This is a genomic window from Acidovorax sp. LjRoot66 (assembly GCF_964253305.1).
Lineage (GTDB): Bacteria > Pseudomonadota > Gammaproteobacteria > Burkholderiales > Burkholderiaceae_C > Acidovorax.
Genome location: NZ_CAXUQU020000001.1, coordinates 765,105 through 784,114, shown reverse-complemented (window position 1 = coordinate 784,114; position 19,010 = coordinate 765,105). Strand labels below are relative to the sequence as shown.

General features: G+C 59.9%; 20 protein-coding genes. 4 read left to right on the top strand and 16 right to left on the bottom strand.

Annotated features, from left to right (window positions below; genetic code table 11):
- Nucleotides 1–193: 193 nt before the first annotated feature.
- Genes ACSQ3Y_RS03605 through ACSQ3Y_RS03590 form a run of 4 tightly spaced genes read right to left on the bottom strand, consistent with a single transcriptional unit; the run spans nucleotide 194 to nucleotide 4,612 of the window.
- Nucleotides 194–466, bottom strand: coding sequence for a DUF3325 domain-containing protein (locus ACSQ3Y_RS03605; protein WP_436176472.1), 273 nt, complete (start codon nucleotides 464–466; stop codon nucleotides 194–196).
- Nucleotides 466–2,121 carry a PepSY-associated TM helix domain-containing protein gene (locus tag ACSQ3Y_RS03600; RefSeq protein ID WP_436176471.1) on the bottom strand — a complete coding sequence of 552 codons (1,656 nt, stop codon included), beginning with the start codon at nucleotides 2,119–2,121 and terminating at the stop codon, nucleotides 466–468. Before ACSQ3Y_RS03600 ends, ACSQ3Y_RS03605 begins: the two co-directional genes overlap by 1 nt.
- Nucleotides 2,118–2,420, bottom strand: coding sequence for a DUF3649 domain-containing protein (locus ACSQ3Y_RS03595; RefSeq protein ID WP_057202629.1), 303 nt, complete (start codon nucleotides 2,418–2,420; stop codon nucleotides 2,118–2,120). Before ACSQ3Y_RS03595 ends, ACSQ3Y_RS03600 begins: the two co-directional genes overlap by 4 nt.
- Nucleotides 2,421–2,446: 26 nt before the next feature.
- Complete coding sequence (locus tag ACSQ3Y_RS03590) at nucleotides 2,447–4,612, bottom strand: TonB-dependent receptor (RefSeq protein ID WP_057202630.1); 2,166 nt, start codon at nucleotides 4,610–4,612, stop codon at nucleotides 2,447–2,449.
- Nucleotides 4,613–5,147: 535 nt separating this feature from the next.
- On the opposite strand from ACSQ3Y_RS03590, the gene ACSQ3Y_RS03585 reads away from it, so the two are divergent.
- Nucleotides 5,148–5,687 (top strand): DUF3016 domain-containing protein, encoded by a 540-nt coding sequence (locus ACSQ3Y_RS03585; protein ID WP_057202631.1) that lies wholly within the window; start codon nucleotides 5,148–5,150, stop codon nucleotides 5,685–5,687.
- A gap of 372 nt (nucleotides 5,688–6,059) precedes the next feature.
- Here the strand turns inward: ACSQ3Y_RS03585 and ACSQ3Y_RS03580 are convergent, their stop codons facing one another.
- The 8 genes from ACSQ3Y_RS03580 to ACSQ3Y_RS03545 all read right to left on the bottom strand — a co-directional run bounded on the left by ACSQ3Y_RS03580 (nucleotide 6,060) and on the right by ACSQ3Y_RS03545 (nucleotide 13,952).
- A complete protein-coding gene (locus ACSQ3Y_RS03580; RefSeq protein WP_436180080.1) occupies nucleotides 6,060–6,899 on the bottom strand; it encodes a TniQ family protein in 840 nt (279 codons plus the stop codon).
- A 284-nt stretch (nucleotides 6,900–7,183) separates the two neighbouring features.
- Nucleotides 7,184–8,296 carry a TniQ family protein gene (locus tag ACSQ3Y_RS03575; protein ID WP_436176470.1) on the bottom strand — a complete coding sequence of 371 codons (1,113 nt, stop codon included), beginning with the start codon at nucleotides 8,294–8,296 and terminating at the stop codon, nucleotides 7,184–7,186.
- Nucleotides 8,289–9,569 (bottom strand): ATP-binding protein, encoded by a 1,281-nt coding sequence (locus ACSQ3Y_RS03570; protein ID WP_436176469.1) that lies wholly within the window; start codon nucleotides 9,567–9,569, stop codon nucleotides 8,289–8,291. The genes ACSQ3Y_RS03575 and ACSQ3Y_RS03570 overlap by 8 nt, the downstream gene beginning before the upstream one ends.
- Complete coding sequence (locus tag ACSQ3Y_RS03565; RefSeq protein ID WP_436176468.1) at nucleotides 9,566–11,830, bottom strand: hypothetical protein; 2,265 nt, start codon at nucleotides 11,828–11,830, stop codon at nucleotides 9,566–9,568. Before ACSQ3Y_RS03565 ends, ACSQ3Y_RS03570 begins: the two co-directional genes overlap by 4 nt.
- The gene (locus ACSQ3Y_RS03560; protein WP_436176467.1) at nucleotides 11,823–12,719 is read right to left on the bottom strand and encodes a hypothetical protein; all 897 of its coding nucleotides are present in this window, start codon (nucleotides 12,717–12,719) and stop codon (nucleotides 11,823–11,825) included. The genes ACSQ3Y_RS03565 and ACSQ3Y_RS03560 overlap by 8 nt, the downstream gene beginning before the upstream one ends.
- 8 nt (nucleotides 12,720–12,727) lie before the next feature.
- Entirely contained in the window at nucleotides 12,728–12,955 is a 228-nt protein-coding gene (locus ACSQ3Y_RS03555; protein WP_436176466.1) for a hypothetical protein, read from the bottom strand.
- A 205-nt stretch (nucleotides 12,956–13,160) separates the two neighbouring features.
- Nucleotides 13,161–13,427, bottom strand: a complete 267-nt coding sequence (locus tag ACSQ3Y_RS03550; protein ID WP_436180079.1) for a hypothetical protein — start codon at nucleotides 13,425–13,427, stop codon at nucleotides 13,161–13,163.
- Between the two features lie 291 nt (nucleotides 13,428–13,718).
- The gene (locus ACSQ3Y_RS03545) at nucleotides 13,719–13,952 is read right to left on the bottom strand and encodes a helix-turn-helix domain-containing protein (protein ID WP_436176465.1); all 234 of its coding nucleotides are present in this window, start codon (nucleotides 13,950–13,952) and stop codon (nucleotides 13,719–13,721) included.
- A 189-nt stretch (nucleotides 13,953–14,141) separates the two neighbouring features.
- On the opposite strand from ACSQ3Y_RS03545, the gene ACSQ3Y_RS03540 reads away from it, so the two are divergent.
- Nucleotides 14,142–14,564, top strand: coding sequence for a hypothetical protein (locus ACSQ3Y_RS03540; protein ID WP_436176464.1), 423 nt, complete (start codon nucleotides 14,142–14,144; stop codon nucleotides 14,562–14,564).
- Between the two features lie 17 nt (nucleotides 14,565–14,581).
- Here ACSQ3Y_RS03540 and ACSQ3Y_RS03535 read toward each other — a convergent pair whose 3' ends face one another.
- The 4 genes from ACSQ3Y_RS03535 to ACSQ3Y_RS03520 all read right to left on the bottom strand — a co-directional run bounded on the left by ACSQ3Y_RS03535 (nucleotide 14,582) and on the right by ACSQ3Y_RS03520 (nucleotide 17,263).
- Entirely contained in the window at nucleotides 14,582–14,803 is a 222-nt protein-coding gene (locus ACSQ3Y_RS03535) for a hypothetical protein (RefSeq protein WP_436176463.1), read from the bottom strand.
- Complete coding sequence (tnpC, locus tag ACSQ3Y_RS03530) at nucleotides 14,790–16,433, bottom strand: IS66 family transposase (RefSeq protein ID WP_436176462.1); 1,644 nt, start codon at nucleotides 16,431–16,433, stop codon at nucleotides 14,790–14,792. The genes ACSQ3Y_RS03535 and tnpC overlap by 14 nt, the downstream gene beginning before the upstream one ends.
- A 102-nt stretch (nucleotides 16,434–16,535) precedes the next feature.
- A complete protein-coding gene (tnpB, locus tag ACSQ3Y_RS03525) occupies nucleotides 16,536–16,874 on the bottom strand; it encodes an IS66 family insertion sequence element accessory protein TnpB (RefSeq protein ID WP_055392902.1) in 339 nt (112 codons plus the stop codon).
- On the bottom strand, nucleotides 16,871–17,263 hold the full coding sequence (locus tag ACSQ3Y_RS03520) for a transposase (RefSeq protein WP_436176461.1): 393 nt from the start codon (nucleotides 17,261–17,263) through the stop codon (nucleotides 16,871–16,873). Before ACSQ3Y_RS03520 ends, tnpB begins: the two co-directional genes overlap by 4 nt.
- Nucleotides 17,264–17,705: 442 nt before the next feature.
- Here ACSQ3Y_RS03520 and ACSQ3Y_RS03515 point away from each other — a divergent pair, with 442 nt between their 5' ends.
- Together ACSQ3Y_RS03515 and ACSQ3Y_RS03510 are read left to right on the top strand one after the other, a co-directional pair.
- The gene (locus tag ACSQ3Y_RS03515) at nucleotides 17,706–18,008 is read left to right on the top strand and encodes a hypothetical protein (RefSeq protein ID WP_436176460.1); all 303 of its coding nucleotides are present in this window, start codon (nucleotides 17,706–17,708) and stop codon (nucleotides 18,006–18,008) included.
- A gap of 471 nt (nucleotides 18,009–18,479) precedes the next feature.
- Nucleotides 18,480–18,770 (top strand): H-NS histone family protein, encoded by a 291-nt coding sequence (locus tag ACSQ3Y_RS03510; RefSeq protein WP_436176459.1) that lies wholly within the window; start codon nucleotides 18,480–18,482, stop codon nucleotides 18,768–18,770.
- The last annotated feature ends 240 nt before the right edge of the window (nucleotides 18,771–19,010 follow it).

Here is a 19,010-nt window from a genome sequence, read left to right as displayed (position 1 = left end):
TGGCAGGGCGCGAAATCGCCCGAAACAACCATTCTCTCGCACCCTGCGCCCTCGCGATCAACGCCACTTGGCAACGCCGGCGACAACTACCCTTGCGCGTACCGTGACCATCTAAGGAGGTGGAGTTCTCGGACCACGCGCCGATCACCCTCGGCTACGACGTCAAGATGTGAGAGCGGCAGCACCGGCTCAGTCAGCGCCGACTGCGCACGATGAGCCCGCACAGCACGATGCCGGCCGCCAGGCTGGTGTGGCCGCTGTAGCTCACCAACCCCATGCCCCAGCCCTGGGCATGCACGATGATGGCCAGCGCCACGGCCAGGGCGCCCCAGCCCGCGATGCGCAACAGCCAGGTGGCGCGCGGTGCCAGCGCCTGGCCGAACAGCTCGTCCTGCGGGCGTTCCGTCCCTAGTGCCAGGGCTGCGAAGGCGGCCAGGCAGGTCACGAAGGTGAGCAGATGGTGCATCACGCACCCCCCTGGGGCATGGCAGAGCCGGTGGGTGCGGATGGCGCTGGCGCCCGTGCCGCACGGGGCTTGGACCCCTGGTGGCGCGCCGTGCGCACCGCCAGCCAGGCATGCAGGCCGGCCAGCGCCCAGAGCATGAACTCGAAGCCGGCAAACACCCAATCCCCCTCGGCCAGGCTGCGCCACAGCGGCCGCTCGGTGGTCAACGCGCTGACCAGGGGCAGCAGGGCCAGCGCGGCCGCACCAATCCAGAACTGCTCGATCCAGGCGCGGCGCGAGGGGCGCAGCATGGCATGCGCCAGCGTCAGGGCCCAGACGATGAAAAACACATGCACCTCCCATGCCGTGCGCTCGGCCATGCCTTGCGGCAGCAGGCGGTTGCCCCAGAGGAAGCCGGCCATGGCGATGGACAGGCCCGCGATGCTGGCGATATTGAGCTTTTCCACCAAGCGAAAGCCGAAGTGCGGCCGCGCCGGATCGCCCAGCTTGCGGCGGCGCTTGACGGTCCACATCACCAGGCCCGTGCCCACCATGGCCGTGCCCGCCAGACTCACGATGAAGTACAGCCAGCGCATGTGCAGGTCACTGAAGCGCCCCAGGTGCAGCGAATAAAGCACGCCACGCGTTTCGGCTGAGGGGCCTACGCTTTCCTTCACCTCCAGCAGCTTGCCGCTCACACCATCGAACAGCATGTACTGCGGGCTCATGGAGACCCGGCCCTCCTCGCCGCGCGTCACGCTCACACGCGCCGCGGAGTCGCCGGCATTCGTGGCGGTGAGGCGGCCCACGTTGCCCTCGCCCCAGCGCGCCTGGGCCTGGCGCACCATGTCGTCCACCGGCGCCAGCGGCGCCGGCTGGCCCGTGGCCTTGCCGGGCTGGATGAAGGCGCTGAGCTGGGAGGTCATCTCCTGCTTCTGCGCCGGTGTCGTGTACGCCGCCTGCTCGCCGAACGGCATGTACAGCGCCATCAGCGTGATCAGGCCGGTGTAGGTGATCATGAAGTGGAACGGCAGCCCGAACACCGACAGCGCGTTGTGCGCATCCAGCCACGAGCGCTGGCCCTTGCCCCAGCGGAAGGTGAAGAAGTCGGTGAAGATCTTCTTGTGCGTGATGACCCCGCTGACGATGGCCACCAGCATGAACATGGCGCAAAAGCCCGCCAGCCAGCGCCCCCACCGCACGGGCATGTAGTGGAACTGAAAGTGGAAGCGGTAGAAAAATTCGCCGCCCACCGTCTCGCGCGAGGCCACCTTCTCGCCGGTCAGCGGATCGAAGTTGGCACTGCCGAAGTTGCGCCCATTGGCAGCCGCCCCCTGCTCGGGTGCCAAGCGCCAGAAGCTGTCCACCGTGGTGTAGCGCTCGTCGGGCAGGCGCATGCTCCACTGCGGCGCATTCGGCACCAACTGCACGAGCTGGTTGGCGATGCGCTGGGCCGATTCGGCCGCATCGGGCACCACCGCGCGGTGCGGCAGCTCGGGCCGCATCCACTGCGATATCTCGTCCTTGAAGTAGCTCACGGTACCCGTGAGAAACATCGCATACAGGAACCAGCCACACAGCAGGCCGGCCCAGGTGTGCAGGTCCGACATGGTCTGGCGGATGCCCGGCGCCTTGGGCTCGTCCAACGGCACGTCGTCGTTGTTGTTCGTCGTCATTGGGAAGCTCCTGCAGAGGACCACACGGTCCATGCGGCCAGCAGCAGCGGCACGGCCGCCACCACCAGCCCGGCCCAGGCGCGCCAGGCGCTGCGCACCGCAAACACCCAGATCACCGCGCCCGTGTAGATGGCAAAGCTGGCCAGCATGCCCGTGATCACGGCCTGCGCCCGGGCCATGGGCAGGGCCAGCACCGCCACGCTGAACAGCGCCGCCAGCACATAGCCGCCGCCGATGGCCGCAACGATGCGCGACACCAGCGGCCCGGCGCGCCAGATACCGCGCAGCACGGGCATCATGGCAAGACTCCGGTCATGCCCATACCTCAGAAGTCCACTGCGGCCGACAGCATCAGCGTGCGGGGCGCGCCCACGGTCACGTAGTTGCTGATGACCCAGTAGTTCTTGTCGCTCACGTTCTCCAGGTTGGCGCGCAGCACCACGGGCTTGCCGGCCACCTTGGTGGCGTAGCGGGCACCGATGTCCAGGCGCGTCCAGGCAGGCACGCGCAGGCGGTTGGTGGCGTCGGCGTACATGCCGGAGGTATTGATCACGCGGCCGTTCACGCTCAGGCCCTGCAGCGGCGTATCCCAGTCCAGGCCCAGGTTGAAGGTGCGGTCCGGCACGCCGGCCGCGTCGTTGCCCTGGTTCACGCCACCGGCGGTGCGCGTGAGCTTGGCGGTGTTGAACGAGGCGCTGGCCATGGCACGCAGGCCACGCTGGACTTCGCCATAGGCCGTCAGCTCCAGGCCGCGGTTGCGCTGCTCGCCACCAAAGCTGTAGCGGTTGGTGGCCGGGTCGGTCAGGGCGCTGGGGCGCTTGATCTGGTAGATGGCGGCCTGGGTGGTCAGTTGGCCCCAGTCCACCTTGATGCCCACTTCGTTCTGCTTGGACTTCTGCGGCGCAAACGTCTCGCCCGCATTGGCCGTGCCGGGGCCGGCCGTGCCGCCACGGGTCAGGCCGGCGGTGTAGTTGGTGTAGACCGAGATGTTCTTCGTCGGCTTGATCACCAGGCCCGCCAGCGGTGTCACGGCACTGGCCTTGTAGTAGCCGGTGCCTGCGCCGGTGTTGACGTTGAAGCTGCCCTGCTCGATGGTCTGGTCGCGCACGCCCAGCGTCAGCAGGTAGCGGCCATTGTCGAACGACATGGTGTCGGCCAGCGCCAGGCTGTGCTGCTTGAGCTCGCTGCTCTTGCTGGGGTTGCCGCGCGGGAAGTTGATGGTCGGCAGTGGTGCGGGGTTGTAGATGTTGGACGGGGCGTAGGTGCTGGTCAGCTGGTAGAAGTAACCGATCTCCTGGTCCAGGTAGTTTGTGGCCAGGGCCACGGTGTGGCCGATGGCGCCGGTCTGGAACTTGGTGCGCAGGCCTGCGTCCATCGACGAGGTCTTGTTGTAGGCATCGTAGTAGCCGTTGGCCACCGTGAAGTTGCCCAGAGCGTCAACGCGCAGCCCGGCGGTCGGGAAGTGCTGCTCGTTGGTGTTGTGGGTGTAGCCCACGCCGCCGTACACGGTGGTGCTGTCGTTGATGTCGTACTCCAGGCGCGACATCACGGTGCGCATGTCGTCCGTCAGGTTGGCGCCGGGGTAGATGCTGGTGCGGTTGTCCGGCGCCGCAGGCATCTGCGTGACGCCGGCGCGGAAGGCCGTCTGGGGGCGGAACTGCCGGGTTTCGCCTTCGGTGGCGAAGGCGTCCAGCGACCAGCGCAGGCGGCTGCCGGCGTAGTCCACCCCAAGGGCCGCCACGTCGGCGCGCTGGCGGCCACCGTCGACATTGCCTTCGCCGTTGCGCACCAGCGCATTGGCGCGCACGCCCCACTGGTTGTCTTCACCAAAGCGGCGGCCCACGTCCAGGTGGGCACCGAACTGGGCCTTGCCCATGTAGCTGGTGGTCAGGCGCGTCAACGGCGTATCGGCCGCGCGCTTGGTCACCAGGTTGATGCTGCCGCCCACGCTGCCGCCGGGGCCCACGCCGTTGGTCAGGGCGCCAGGGCCCTTGAGCACTTCCACGCGCTCAATCATTTCCAGCGGGATGCGGGTGGACGGGCTCAGGCCGAACAAACCGTTCAGGCTCACGTCGGTGTTGGACACCGTGAGGCCGCGCACCTGGAAGTCATCGCCGTAGCCGCCACGCGCCTGCAGGCTGCGCACGGAGGCGTCGTTCATCACCACGTCGGCCACCGTCAGGGCCTGCTGGTTCTGGATCAGCTCGTTCGTGTAGTTGGTGGTGCTGAACGGCACGTTCATCTGGTCGGTGCGGCCCAGGATGCCCAGATCACCGCCGCGCGCGAACTGGCCGCCGTGGTAGGTCTTCTGCAGGCCGCCGATGGCCTCGGCCTGCTCGCGCACCTTCACCTCGTCGAGCGTGGTGCCGGAAGTGCTGGTCTGCGCAGCCACGCCCACGGCGGCAATGGCCAGCCCGGCGCCCAGGTATTGGCGGATCAGCAGGGGACGGGGAGCGAAGCGATGGAACGCGCGGACGGTCGAGGAATGCATGGTGGGTGGGGCCAGGAAACAAGAAAAAGACGAGCGAACCAAAACCGGCAGGGCCGGGTCGAATCCAGAAAAGGAGGTCATACAACCAGCGGCAGAGCCCTTGGCCTGCCGCCCTGGTTCTAGAAACAAATCAGAACGACAACTATTCGCATTTTAATTTAGCAATCTCTGAACGTGTAGGCCCTCCCCGGTAAAGCCCGCCAGAGGCCCATCCGTGCCGTGCCAGGAAAACCCCAATCCACCGCAATGCGTGGCCCGTTGCTACAAAATTCGCAGCAAAGTAGTTATCAATACGTTGCATCGTTGCAACGAAAATGGGCATTCCGGGGCATGCAACGCCGCCTGTCTGGGGGCAGTTGCACTCCGAGAATGAAGGTCGTATGGGTCCCCTCCACCCCGATTGGCCCCCAGAGGTAGGAGGACTGATCGACCGACTGCCGCAATCCCTGCCGGCGAGCCGACCCATCGATGGTGGAATGGAACCACGTACCGCCGCCCTGCGTCACACTGCCAACCATTCAAGGAGAAACGCGCCATGTCGCTGCTGCTGCCATTGCTGCACCCACCAAGCCCCGCCCGCCTTCTGGCTGCCGGCCTGCTCGCCGCCTGCGCCGCCATCACGGCGACCAGCGCGGCGGCGGGCACTGCCAGCGTCACGTTCACAGCGCCGGAGAAGTACACCGACGCCAGTTACGCCCACCCCGTGGCGAACGAATCCGACCGCGCCCAGGTGCTGCGCGACGTGGAGCAGCACCTGCAGCGCCTGGCCACGCGGGGCCTGGCACCCACCGACACCCTCAAGGTCGAGGTGCTGGACATCGACCTGGCCGGCCACTTCCCGCCCATGGGCGTGGGCGGCTCGGACGTGCGGGTGGTCACCGATGTCACGGGCCCGCGCATCAAGCTGCGCTACAGCCTGGTGCGCGATGACAGCGCCCCGGTTTCCGGCGGCGAAGAGGTGCTCAGCGACCTGAACTTCATGGTGCCCAGCAACAGGTATTCGAGCGGGGACCGGCTGCGGTACGAGAAGGCGTTGCTGGATCGGTGGTTCGAGAAGCGGTTTGGCACGCGGTAACAAGCAGGCGCTCACCTTGGGCGCACGCAGGTTCACGACCGATGTCTAATCTCGGCCAGGAAATCCATACCCATGTTTGTTGCTAACAAAGAATGGCGAGATGCGCTCGGTGCGACGCGCGTTCCGGTTGGCCGCTAGATTCTGCACGTACATCAAAGAATGGCCATTTCGGGCAACCTTTGGTGCTTGCTAACAAAGCGTGGCTATCACTTTCTGTTCGGTCGCGAGAGCGCTCCCCGCGCAAATCAGGAACGATGCTGATGCTGATGCTGAATGCACTGAAAAGTGCCTGTTGAGGGACCACCGCTACCGTGTGCAGGCCTCCAAGTGAGCGAAACCAGTTCCATTTGGCCTGTCGCGCTCCGAGCCTCCCTATAGCCGACTCAACCGCCTCAAGTGCATTCGCCTCATCTTGAGGATGAGGGATTTCTCAGCGTTAAGAGAGCCAAGAAAGCGTCGTACAGTCCCCAGAGAAAACCCTCGATCCCGGATGGCGGCCCAGTCCCCGTGAATCAGCAGCAATACGATTTCAGTAGGCATCCCGGAAAGAAGTGCCCTATCGAACACCAGTTCATCTTGTTTCTTGTAGCGCATAAAACTCCAGATTGGTGCGTCCACAGGAGCTCCCGTAGGCAAGTCTGGGGCTGTGAGCACATACGAGTGAAAAAAGCTAGCCAGTCCATATACGCCAACGATGCTTTCTGGCGGAACGCCAAAGAGAAGTGACCTCCTTATTTCAGCAGGGTCAGCACCCAAGCGTTTGCACGCAACTCGCCAAGAGTCGACGTTCCAGAACTTTGCGAACATCCAAAGCAAATCCTCGCCATGACGGACCGACAGTTCAACGAATCGCTGCAATGCGACGCTCAACTGGTCGGGACGAACTTCTGGAGCTTGGCCCACTAGGCCCCGATGGAGAAGGTCAGAAAAAGCTGCGTAACCGGCGGAGTGGACGTGATCCACTGGTCGCCCAATTGCCGACTGACATAGGCTGCAGCGCTCCAAGCATCTCCGACGCACATTGGCCCCTGTTAACCTGTATTCGTGGCCGCAGTCTCCGCAAGCGTTTTCAAGCCTGCTACCGTGCACGGAGCAGGTTCGAATGCTCGGAATCTGATGCGAAACTCGTGTAAATGCTAGGCCGTACTTCGAGACATCCTCGTCAACGCATTGCCGACACACTCGAAAGGCTGTGACCGCACGAGGCAGCATCGCTTTCAAATCGTCCGCCAATTTCGCAATCGGTTCTTGATCGCAAAGCTTTGAGAGTAGCGTTTGTTTCTGATCCTCAGAGAGCGTGGAGATCACCAGAGGCAGCGCCGTGAATTGCATCGCGACCCATGAGGCAGTTCGTTGTCCGCCAAGCAACTCCAAAGCGACTTGATGTGCACCCCACAAAAAGGTATGGCGGTTGAGAGAGAGGCACAAGGTCCCACGGAGATACAGAAGACCATTGATCAGTGATCGCAATGTGCATCCCCCAGGGATCTTCGGGATCATCGGCTCCAATCCCAGTGCCTGCTCACTGCAACGAGTTCAGGATGAGTCCTGACCCAATCGCGAATCGTGCTCCCATTCACGCCGATGATCTTCCCGGCTTGCCTTGAATTCTTCGCTTTTGCAAACGCATCAAGCACCACGAGAGGGATGCTCTCCATCTGACTCCAGAGACTTAGTTGGCGGTCTGCCGCATTCCTGGCATGGGCGAGAAAGCCTTCAATCGATGACCACGACCGCTCTTGAAAGTACGCGAGCAGATACGCCCATTTCATTGGATTTCTTTCTGAACGCCTGAAGCGAAGTATGTCTGTAAGCCATAACTCCGGAAACGCGACCTGTTGTGGCTGAAAACGCCTGCACCAACTCGCCAGAGTGGACTGCCGCCAGTCCGCGTCAACGACATGGGGATCTAAGCGCTTGACGTCGACGACTCCATAGCCTTCGCAGACAACAAGTTGCGCTTGCCTTCGCAAGACATCGACGTCCAGGGCATGACTATCTGCAATGTATTGAGCGGCCACTGCAACAGCGCGCATGACCTCAAACTCTGCCTTCGTGCGGATATCGATTTCTCGATGATCCTCGGTCCCAGGCACTGACCAAAGCTGTCGTTTGCCAACATGCTCAATCAACGGTTGGCCGTGCTCTACACACAAGGCGGTTCCAGGTAGTTGATGTCCCACTCTCCAAAGTGCGATGCCCAACGCGCTTTCATGGCGCCTCGCGCATTTGGGACAGTAGCGCAAAGACAAGGCAATGCCGGACTTGGCACTTACCAAGAATGAGGGCGGTACCTCACCGCTCTCAACACGGCGTCGATCCTCCGGCTTTGCAAGAGGCAGATAAGAGCCTACGATCGTTCTTCCTCGCAGGATTTCAAGAGGGTGGCCCAAAGCCCCCCGCGTGGCCGCGCAGAACTGGCCAAAAGGATTCGGGGCAATCCAAACCTTAGCAGCGCTAGGCACTCCAAACAATGCGCTGCCCGAGGTTCTTGTCCTATTCATCGTCAGTCGGTGCCAGCGACAGCACCATGAGTACAGCGTCTCGTCCTCCGCCCAAGCTGGAAGGACTGGAGCTTGGGAAGGCACGCAGACGACCTCGTCAGGCATTCGAAGACCGAACCGAAGCTTCGTAGGCTCTAATTTGCCGCTCGCGCTCCCACATCTCAGAAAGATACGCAACAGGCTGATCGGTGAACTTGTGAGCAAGCGCCTTGAGATCTTTCCGTCTATACGCATCAATAAGCTCATGCATGCCTGCCATTGAAGGAGACCAGAAAGCCGCGTCGACGTGCGCTGCCGTCACGTATTCGGACCCGGCTCTGATGGCTTCGATCAAAGCTTCTCGCCGATAGGTACTCAAGAGGCCCGGGATGCCTCCCGTCCGTTCGTACAACAGTTGCTCCAGGTTGAGTATTGGCACATCCGCGACAGGCAACGGCGTCCATCCCCATACCCCCGGTACCAGATCCATTGCCCACTCATCATCGGTGTGGTCATAAGCTGAAGAGAAGTTAAACAGGCCTGCATTTGTGAGCCGGCGACGATCCTGCGAGAAGCTCATGACGTGCTCGAAAGACATCGGATTTCCCACCAAGACGAGGGGAATGCCCGCGTTGAGGATCTTCAAAAATACTGTGGAAAACTCGCTGCCCAGAGCTTTGGAGGCCACGTTGCGATCTTGAACCTCCTCAAGAATGAGCAGTCCGCACCGATGGACTGCTAGCAGCGTCAGGACCTTCACCAACAACTGCTCCTGAGTCAGCTGCTTTGTGAGTTCTCTCGCATAAGACGTATCCAGTGCTTCATCAATCTTCCAAACGATGTTGATGAGCAACCCTTTGCGGCTCGAATCTGCAGGCATCGGAACTCGCAGATAGACCAGCTGTTGCAGATACTCCCATCCGCAATCTGCGTTCTTTTCGTGTTCGACGCATTGGGGTAAGAGGCGAAGAAAGGCATCGCAGGAATGCGTCTTTGAGCAGCCTGTAGGCCCCCTGACGATGCCGCCCGAAGCCCCCTCTCCAACCCAAGGAATCTGATCTAAGTTCCGCTCATTTATCCGGTCTCCGAACAATGGCAGCTCAAACAGGTATTTGCGATTGGCTGCAATCCTAGGATCACGACGTCTTAAGCTTGCAATCATCATCCCGCTGAAGTTCAGCGCCAGGGTGATTGACTTTCGCGTCGGGATGGAGAGTTGGTCGATGCGATGAATCAGGCTTTCTGCCAACTGTGTTCGGCTTTGATAGTGGCTTGCGAGTGGATCGAAGTAAAGGTCGGCGGCCCACTGCGCAAACGTTCTTTCAGGCAACAGAGGCTGGAGCAAAGGATTGCCTTCGTCAGCGTTGAAAAGGTGTTGCTGATGCTCTGTGCTTCTCATCGCGCTCGTGCCCTTCTCGAAGCAGCCATCAAGTCTGCAGTGACGCTTTGAACAACTGGGGGGGGAGGCGGCACACAAAGGGCCTCACTGCCTTCAGGGCTCTTTTGCAAAGCTTGGGAGTCAACGATTCCCAGTCTCTTCATTCGCAAATGCTCCAATTCGATTTCGCGATTTTTTCGTTTGTCGTACCGACTCGCGACTGGGGCATCGCCCGCAGCGGCTTGCGCTAGCGCCGCCTTTTTTGCTGCGCGCGAGGCCCTGTTTTGAGCGCGATTGCCCGCATGGAGCTGCGCATCAGATGACTCCAAGAAGCCGCGCATCTCGTTGACTGTCGCCAAGTCATCGTCCGTCATCAAGAGGTACTCAAGCAACGGCAGCTCATTCAACAGTGGGTCGCTAGATTTACGATGAAGCTGGTGCAGTTTGTTTTTTCTAGTGATATAGCAGACAGCCAGATTTTGCGGGTCGATTTGGACTTCACACGGAATGCTTCCGTTCCCAGCCTGCTCGCTCAGTCGAGACTCTCGTAACCATTCGCTCGCGTACACCATCTGAGGAATGAGTCGTCTGCTGTCCCGAGGGTCGAAGACATGGATGCCATCGCGTCGAATCGCTCCTTTAAATCTCGGTAGACATTGGGCCAGCAGCATGTCTAGGTGCGCCGGTTCGCTTGCAGCGTAGCCTTTTGAAAGAAGCCACTCGTAGATCGCGCGGCGTGTCGGCTTAACCCCATCTTGACGCATCTCGACGGAAAGGAGATGGTCTACAGGCTCTTCATTGTTGTGGCGCAAAATTGCTTTTATGACGAACGGCATGTTTTCGTCAAAAGTCCTGCACGCATCTTTCTCTCTGAGGTCCTCACCACGCTCACGCCGACGGCCTTGAGTGGAACCGGCTGCGTGATGATCAACAATCCGGTGCAAGGAATGGTGGGAACTCTCAGCGCCGGATTTCAGATCTCCAGCATACGAACGCACGAACTCGCTTGCGACTTCCGATGCGCTCATGGTCGAAATGCCTTTTTCACTTTTGAGTTCACCGTTGTCGCCGCGGATGCGTTTGGGCAACCGCGAGAACCATTCGCCCTCAGTGATATGGATGTTGTAGCGTGCACAAAATTCGACCTTCGAACTCACGCAGTTGAGGAGCGCCAGCAGAGATGTCAAAGTGCTAGGGTGTTCGAAACCGCAGTAGACACCGAGGATGTAGCCGCACCAAGCCTCAACTACGACGGTGCGATATGTCGAGGGGAGCACCTTCAACCTGTTTAGGCTGGACACTGGGGTCTGGTCCTCGCTCGTGCTGTCGATTACGGCAACCTGGGCTAAGGCGTATATGCCGTCCTTGGCGCTACCGATGAGTGCTCGCTTGGTAAGGCTGAAGACCTGCTCTCCCATGTTTACTCTTGAGGCGGACAAGCCCTGCAATCTAGCTGCCCACTTAAATTGAGCAAAAGTTGGGCGCTGGTGGGGCGGCTTGAGAAAGTATTGGTTCTTGTATGAATCGTTTACCCGTTCCGGGCCCGGCCAGTATTGGCTGGATGTCTGAAGGTACGCAACTCTGACGGACACCCCCTTTTTCTTGTAAGTCTTCCAACCATTGGACAGCTGTTCCCTGTCTCCTTCAGCAACCACGAATTCTGGTTTGGCGTCCGGTTTGAGACTTTTCGCACTTGGGCGCCCAGTCTTGGACACAGAGAATTTTTTGATTCCTCTGGATCCTACTTCTGCCCAGTTTGGAAGCAATGCATTTGGGTGGCCGCAGCCGAAGTAGTACCGACGCATGGCTTGAACGATGATTCGTTCATCTTTTACGCCGGCTTCTTTCACATGGTCGCGCACCTTTGCGTTCAGAAGCCCAAGCTCAAGAAGCTCATAGTCGCCAAAATCTTTGAGTATTGGGGCAATTAATGCCTTCTTGTTTTCCCTATGCGCTAACCACGCCGGCAAGTTCCGCCGAGTCTTGTCCAGCGAAAGACTGTTCCCCGAGAGCTCCTCATCAGTCAAGATCCACTCATCTGGAGGAACAAAATCCACCAATGTGACTTCATGCCCGTTACCAAGCAGTGGAATTTGAACTCGCTTTAGCCTCTTGGGAGCACGCAGGCGCGCGTCCTGTCCCTTCCCACAGCGTGTCTCGGCGGGCAAGGGAATGTAGAGAATGTCGTCGCAATCACGGCAGTCGTACACCACGCGACCGAGGTCGCGGAAACCAGTAGGTAAGTGAAGCCTTACGAGTTTGCCTTTCAGGAGCTCACGCATGTTCCACCCCCAACAGCGCCACGCTCAGTGAACATTTGAATCCGGTGCAATCACGCTTTAGAGGCCGGGACATGACGATAGGGCGCGAGAAGTCCAAGTCAATGTGCCCCAACCAAGCTGCCGTTCGAAAGATCACCTCCACGAGGTGCTCAGGAACTCCTGTCCTTTGCGCAGCGAATTGCTTTGCGGCGGCTAGAGAGTCTTCAGCGACCGACATGAAATGCTCGCTGAACTCTTGCATCGGCCCCACGATTGCTGGGTTCTCCATTTCGGATCGAAGGGGCCTGAACCAGTCCAACTGGCCGATCAACTGCGCACTAAAGAGCCGTCCGTCCACCACAACATGTCGCGCCCCGATGGCTTCACTGTAGAGCCGTTCCATCTCGATTCGCTCAAGAATCCGGTCCTTACTCGCGGAGTCACTTAGGACCTTCCATGGCTTGCAACTCCAATGCACGAACTTGGAGTTCTCCCATGGACCTATGGAGAGCGTGAAGTCGATGGTCGCGACGAAAGGGACATTCGTGCCCGGATAGACACCATGTTTGATACCTGCAGATTTGGCGATTTCCAACAACCCAGGTGCTGCCTGGAAGCTCTTGTCGAGGTCAGGATGTCGACCCGTTCCTGGGTGGGGGTGGTCCCACGGCCAAAACGGGTGCTGCTCGCGAATCTCATTGCATTGGAGCCATAGAGCCACATTTGCAGCTGCGTGCTCTAACCCTGACAGCAGGTTGAGCGCGCGAGCATAGACCGGCGAGGTCATGCAGTGCAAATTCGACACGGGGGAACTAAGCTTGCGGCGTACTCGAATCCAAGCCTGGTAGCCTTCATCGCGCCCCGAGCCATATCCCGCTGCAAGAAGTCGTGCCAACTTGCCCTGCGTCATCGCGCGGCTCATTTCAAAACACCGATGAAGGTCGCCGCATCTTCGCGCACGCCGCGGGCTAGATTGGAGTAGATCACCCAGGCTTCCACGCCACTTACTTGGCGAGATTTACGAGATAAGCCTTGGTGAGGTCCGGCTACACAGCGCTGCTCTAGAGGGCGCGGTACGCTTCCTGGCAACGGATAAAAAAGCAGCTTGTCGTCTGAAAAACAGCTGCCCTTGCTGGAAACCTGCATGGGAACTCCAATAGGTCTGTCAATGAAAACTCAAGAATTTCTTGGGTGTGTTCATCCAGCCCAACCCGAATCGCTTGACTCAGGATGGAGATCGGTTCATACTGCAGTTGTGATTCCGCCAAGAACACACCGCAGTTAAACTGCACGAAAAGGCCTGAGTTCTCTCAGGCCTTTTCGTTTCTGGACGATCTAGCTCGCACTGGCGCTATTTCATGGCTCTCCTTTTGGGAGTTGATTTCATTGTGGAGAGCGGTGCCTCAGGCCGAGGGCACTTGCCCATGCACTCTCCTGCAGTTTCGCTTTGGATTTCAAGCAGCTTGTCTCTGATCTTTAGCGAGCTTCCTCGGGTTCCTTTGATTCGCCCCGACAGAACGCCATAGACCAAGTCCTTCGCGAAACCATGGGCTACGGCCCACTCTCCGATGGGCGTTTTTGTGTCTACGAACCATTGCCGAGATGGCCTTACTTGCATTGATCGAAGCTTTTCAAGATCCAAATTTGATCAAAGCATACGCGGCATCCGGGCATATTGGCAAGCGTTTTGATAATCGTCGTTAACGGCTCGGCCGGATGAGTCAGAGTTAGCACGCAATAAAGTGCCGAATAAATTCCGTTTTATCGAAAATCAACAAAAATGCGTCGTTACGCTTTTTGAAATCTGCACCCCCCAAGAATACAGAGGTCGCAACATTTAATGAATGTTTGCCAAATTCCCCTGTGAAATTGCAGAGGAGCAAAGTTCCGAGCCGATATGGCGCAAGTCTTACTTGAAGAGATCTCGAACAAACGCGCTCATATCGCTGTCCAAAGCATCGAGCCAAAGCTTGAGTTCGATGACATCTAGCCGCCTCACCCCTGTTTCGCACTTGCTCACTTCGGCTTGTGTCCATTCCAGCCGCTTCGCTAGCTCAGCTTGGCTCATCTCGGCATGGATGCGCCTCTCCCGCAGCAGCATGAGCATCTGCTGGTACTCGCGGGTGTAAAGCGTCTTCTGCATGGGTGGCTCGATCACTCGAGCTTCCATGCGATCTTGGAATATGCGAAAATCGCATTATTTGGAACTACGTCGGCTGGCCTGAAATCCGTCTCTTCTGCGCAGTGAAAGGCAGACGACGTGCGTGGCAGCGTTGCCCGTCACTCTGGAGCTGGAGCCCAAATCGGGCTCCGCCGAAAAATTGGAGGCCGCTTGAGCTACTTCGACAACTTGAGTGGGCAGAATCTGTGCAACGCCGGTCCCATCGTTTTCGACGTTGCCAACGTCCGATTCGTCGCGACCTTCCCGAACGATCCGGCACAGGTCTGGTCCGCCGATGTAACCGCACGCCGAAGTGGGGGCGAGACGAGCCTCTTTGAGTCGATCCTGTTCGTGGAGACGGATGACACCGCGAGCATCTACGGAGCCGAATGCAAGGATGGTCGCCCCGAGTTTCTTCGCGAGGACTTGGCCACAAAACAGCAGAAGTTCATCGAGTTCCTGCGGAACGCAACTGCCTCAGACAACACAACCTTGGGACCGATGCACGTGATCTTTACCGGCCACGAGTACTCCAACGAACTCAAAGCTACAAGGGCCTACTTGGAAGGTAAGCGGCCAGCCATGCCATCTTGACGGCGACGCTGATCGCCTCAGTAGCCGTTGATCTCGTCAACCGCGTCCCCGCCGTCGTAGAACTTACCGATGGCTTTGTCCAGCCTCTTGAGCAACGCGTTCAGCGTCTCACCTTCCCGGCGAACCAGCATGGCCACACTGTTGTGGCCGTCAGCAGCTGTGGCTGCGCATTTGATCGGGTAGATCGCACCAAGGGTGATGTCGCCGCCGTCGTCGATGAGTGCTTCAATGTTCTTCATGCGACGGCATTTTGCCGTCTTCCGCAGGGCTCCAGCGATGCGGCAGCAACTCATCAATCCGGTGGTTCGGGTGCGCTTGCAGCCGCTCCAGCACGTCCTTGACGTAACCCCAGGGATCGTGCCCATGCAGCTTGGCTGACTGCACGAGGCTCATCACCATGGCGGCCCGCTGACCAGCCAGTTCGCTGCCACAGAAGAGCCACGCTTTGCGCCCCATCGCCCATGGGCGCATCATGCGCTCGACGTGGTTGTTGTCGATACTGACATCACCATCGTGCAGGAAGCGCCCCAGTGCCTCCCAGCGCTTGAGGCTGTAGTCCAGAGCAGCGGCGATGCCCCCACCGTCCGCCACCCGGGTTCTCTCCAGCCGCAGCCACACGTGCAACTCGTCCCACAGCGGCTGTGCGTGCAACTGGCGTAGTGCCAACCGATCCGCCGCTGTCATCTCCCGCGCTTGCTGCTCGATTCGGTACAGCGCGGCCATGCGCTGGATGGCCTGTGCAGCTACCGGGCTTGCATGAGCTTTGGCCAGTTCATCGAACTTGCGGCGCGCATGCGCCAGGCACCCAGCCTCTTTGCGTCCTTCTGTGCGCAACACCGCGTCGTACGCCTTGTAGTCGTCACAGGTGATGGTGCCGCACCAGCCTTGCAGGAACGCCATTGGATACTTTGCACCCCGACCTGCGCAGAAGTCGTAGATCACGCCAGGAGTGCAGTTGTGCTCGCCTCGGGCATACGCCCAGATGTAGGCCTTGGTGGTCTTGCCTGCCCCGGGGTCGAGCATCCTCACCGGTGTTTCATCGGCGTGCAGTACCTGCGCTCCCAGCACGAACGCACGATGCGCGTCATACAGCGGCTGCAGGCTGGCCCCAGCAGCTCCAGACCACGCAGCCAACGTCGAGCGCGGCGTGTGCACGCCAGCGCGGGCATTGATCTGTTCTTGCCGGTAGTACGGCAGATGGTCCACGAAGCGGCTGACCAGTGTGTGCGCGAGCAGCCCCGATGTCGGCATGCCCTTGTCGATGATCTGAGGCTCGACGGGCTCTTGCACCAGTAGCTGGCAGCACTTGCAGGCCCACTTGCCGCGCACGTGGCGCTGCACGAAGAATTCGGCTGGAACGATATCCAGCCGCTCGCTCACGTCTTCGCCAATACGCACCATTGCCCGACCGCACCCAGGCGATGTGCATGTGGTGTTCTCGGGTTCGTGGCGATGCTCGACGCGGCGCAGGTGCTCTGGCAGCGGTTGGCGACGCGGCTGGCGCTTGGTGCCTGCCGCAGGCGAGGTGCTCGGCTCGGATGTGCCCTGCAAGGCCAGCAGTTGGGCCTGCAGGCTGGCCTCATCCTCGGCCGCTGTCTCTTCGAACATCTGCCGCTGCCCGGCGTTCATGCGTTCGGTCTTGGCTCCGAACTTCCAGGCCTTCAGACGCGCCAGCTCGTGCGTGATGCGCTCCAGCTTGGTGTCCTTGAACTTGATCTCCTGGGCGTGCTCGGCTGCCTGCTTGTCGCGTGCCTGCAGCAGAGTGTTCATCGCCGCGATCCGGGCCAGCATCTCTGTGGCCAACTCGACCATGGCGCTCTGGCTCAGACCTTGGAGGTCCTGGGCTTTGAGCGCATTCACATCGAGCATGCGCCATTGTCCGAAGCTTGGCGATGGATGTCATCGGGGCATTCTCGAATTGCCCCGGGCGCGACCCTCACCGGCGCGCACGGGGCTATCCGTCACACACCATCACACGCGCGTGATGGTCTGCATGTGCGCGAGCCGCTGCCACGGCAGGCCCACGATCAGGGCTTCGAACTGGGCCTGCGTGAGTGCGGGTTGCTGCAGCGGCGCCCCATCGCTGGGCCAAGCGAAGCGTCCCTGGTTGAGCCGGCGCGTTGCGCACCATACGCCAAAGCCGTCATGCACCACCAGCTTCATCCGCGTGCCGCGCGCATTGGCAAAGAGGTAGCCGTGGTGGGCCTGCGCGGCGCCGAAGACTTGCACCACGCGGGCGATCAGGCGGTCGGCGCCGGCACGCATGTCCACGGGGTCCACTGCGAGCCACATGGCATCGATGCGCATCATCGAAGCAGCTCGCGCACCCAGGCCGCGCACTCGCTGGCGGCATCGATGGGCCATGTCATGGAGATCGAGGTATTGCCGCGACGCAGTTCAATGCGGATGTCAGCCGCAGCAGCCTTGGCGGGTAGCTGCATCGGCACGAAGGCTGTAGGTGTGTTTGCCCCCTGGCGCTTGGGCGCCGGCGGTGCATCTGGAACGACGCTACCGGGGCGCATCTCGGCAGACTGCACCCAGCGGCGCAGAAGGTTCGCGTTGATCCCATTGGCCATCGCCACCGCAGCCATCGAGATGCCTGGCTGCATGCATGACGCCACTGCGTTCGCTTTGAATTCGTCACTGTGCAAGCGTCGGCGCCGACGACCTTCGCCGCTTTGTTCAGGAGTAGTGTTCACGTGTCCACCTAGAGTTGAGGTGGACACGAGGCTCCTACGAGTACGCCATTGTTTCAAGATGCCATGGCTGGCCGCTTACCTTGGAAGCGCGAAGCTCGGACCTGGACATCGGTGTTGGCTATGTCAACGGCGAAGGAGACTACGTCTTGCTGGCGGTTGCAGCCGTGGACTGCTGAGGAGATGTGGGCTGGCTCAAGGAACGTTGGGAGTAGACAGGGCCGCCAGCCAGCGTTCAAAGTCAGCGACGTAGGCATAGCGATTTCGTCCATCTCCCACAGGGCATGCTGAGCCACGCAGGAAATTTGAAAATGCATCCTGATAGGGTTGAGGTAACGAGTCCACGACGACATAGACTGCGTCGGAGTAGCGATAGGTCTGTACCAGGTCCTTAAGCTCGTTGGGTGTCATAGCGTCTGAATTTTTCCTTCGAAGGAAGTGAGTCATGCAACCTGAAGAGACTTCCACAGTGCACGCTGAAATAGCGAGCACCGGCGGCGGTTTAAGCCCATGTCTGTGCCCTCGATGCAATTGGCTCGGCACCAACGATCAAACAGGTGACGCTTCTTCTTGCCCTCAGTGCCACGCCAAGGCGAATCCGCTGCGGCAAAAGGGGCTGGACAGCTTGCGTACCCACTATCGGCTGCTTTCAAAGTTGGGCTACTCGCCGGCGTTCACACTCCAGCAAAAAGACGCGGAGCGGGTTCGCCTGGAGCAGTTTTTCCAGCGCATCGGAGCGCCATTGTGAATCTTGCCGACCTTGAAGCGAAGTATCCGAAGATCTTTACTCAGGGGAAGCCCCGCGGCGGACCGGGCTGGGTAGCAATGCTCGATGTGCTTTGCACCCAAATTCAGGCACGCGCCGACGAAACTGGAGTGCAGCCCATTGCGCTTCAAGCACGTGAGAAGTGGGGGGTTCTCAGCCTCCGCTTCCATAGGCTCGACCCAGCAGACACGTCGATGGTGTCATACGTTGAAGCGCTGTCCAGAACTGTCTGCGAGGTCTGTGGTAGCCCAGGGCGGCACATCGCGGAGAACTACCATCGGACACGGTGCGATGAGCATCGAGACGTACTGCCAACGTGGCCCACCTCGGCGCGCTAGGTGCTGGGAGAACAATGGGCAGAACCGTCCATTTTCTTTACTCAGATCCTGATGAAGTGTTCAGACTCTGTTAGCCCGCTGGCCGTAGTATGTCCAACTTTGACTTAAAGAAATAATGCCCAGCTACAAAGAACTTCTCGCCCGGCGCCAAGCCCTGGACGCTCAGATTGAAGCCATGCGCAAATCAGAGTCCCAGGATGCGCTTGCAACCGTCCGCCAACTGATTGCCGAGTTCGGCCTCACCCAGGCTGATATCTTTCCTGCTGGCCGAGGCAAAAGCCCGCTCAAGGGCAACACCGTTGCTCCCAAATACCGCGACCCGCAGACCGGCGCTACCTGGACAGGCCGCGGCAAGCCACCTCTGTGGATTGCGAACCAAGACCGCACCCAGTTCGAGATCAAGTAACCCTGCACTGCAAGCGCTATGGGCATAGACCTCAAACCGACTGCTGACCCTCATCTCACACCTGAGGCTCGGGCCCGGCGTCGCAGGTTGGGAGAGCAATTTGATCGCGCTGCATGCACTCTTGAAGAATCGCTCGAACACGCCCAAGCCATGGTCGATGAACTGAAGCGCGATCCTCGGTACACGCCAACTCCGACGTCCAGCTGACTTTTAAAGGTCCCACTCTTGAAAAGCCCCAGC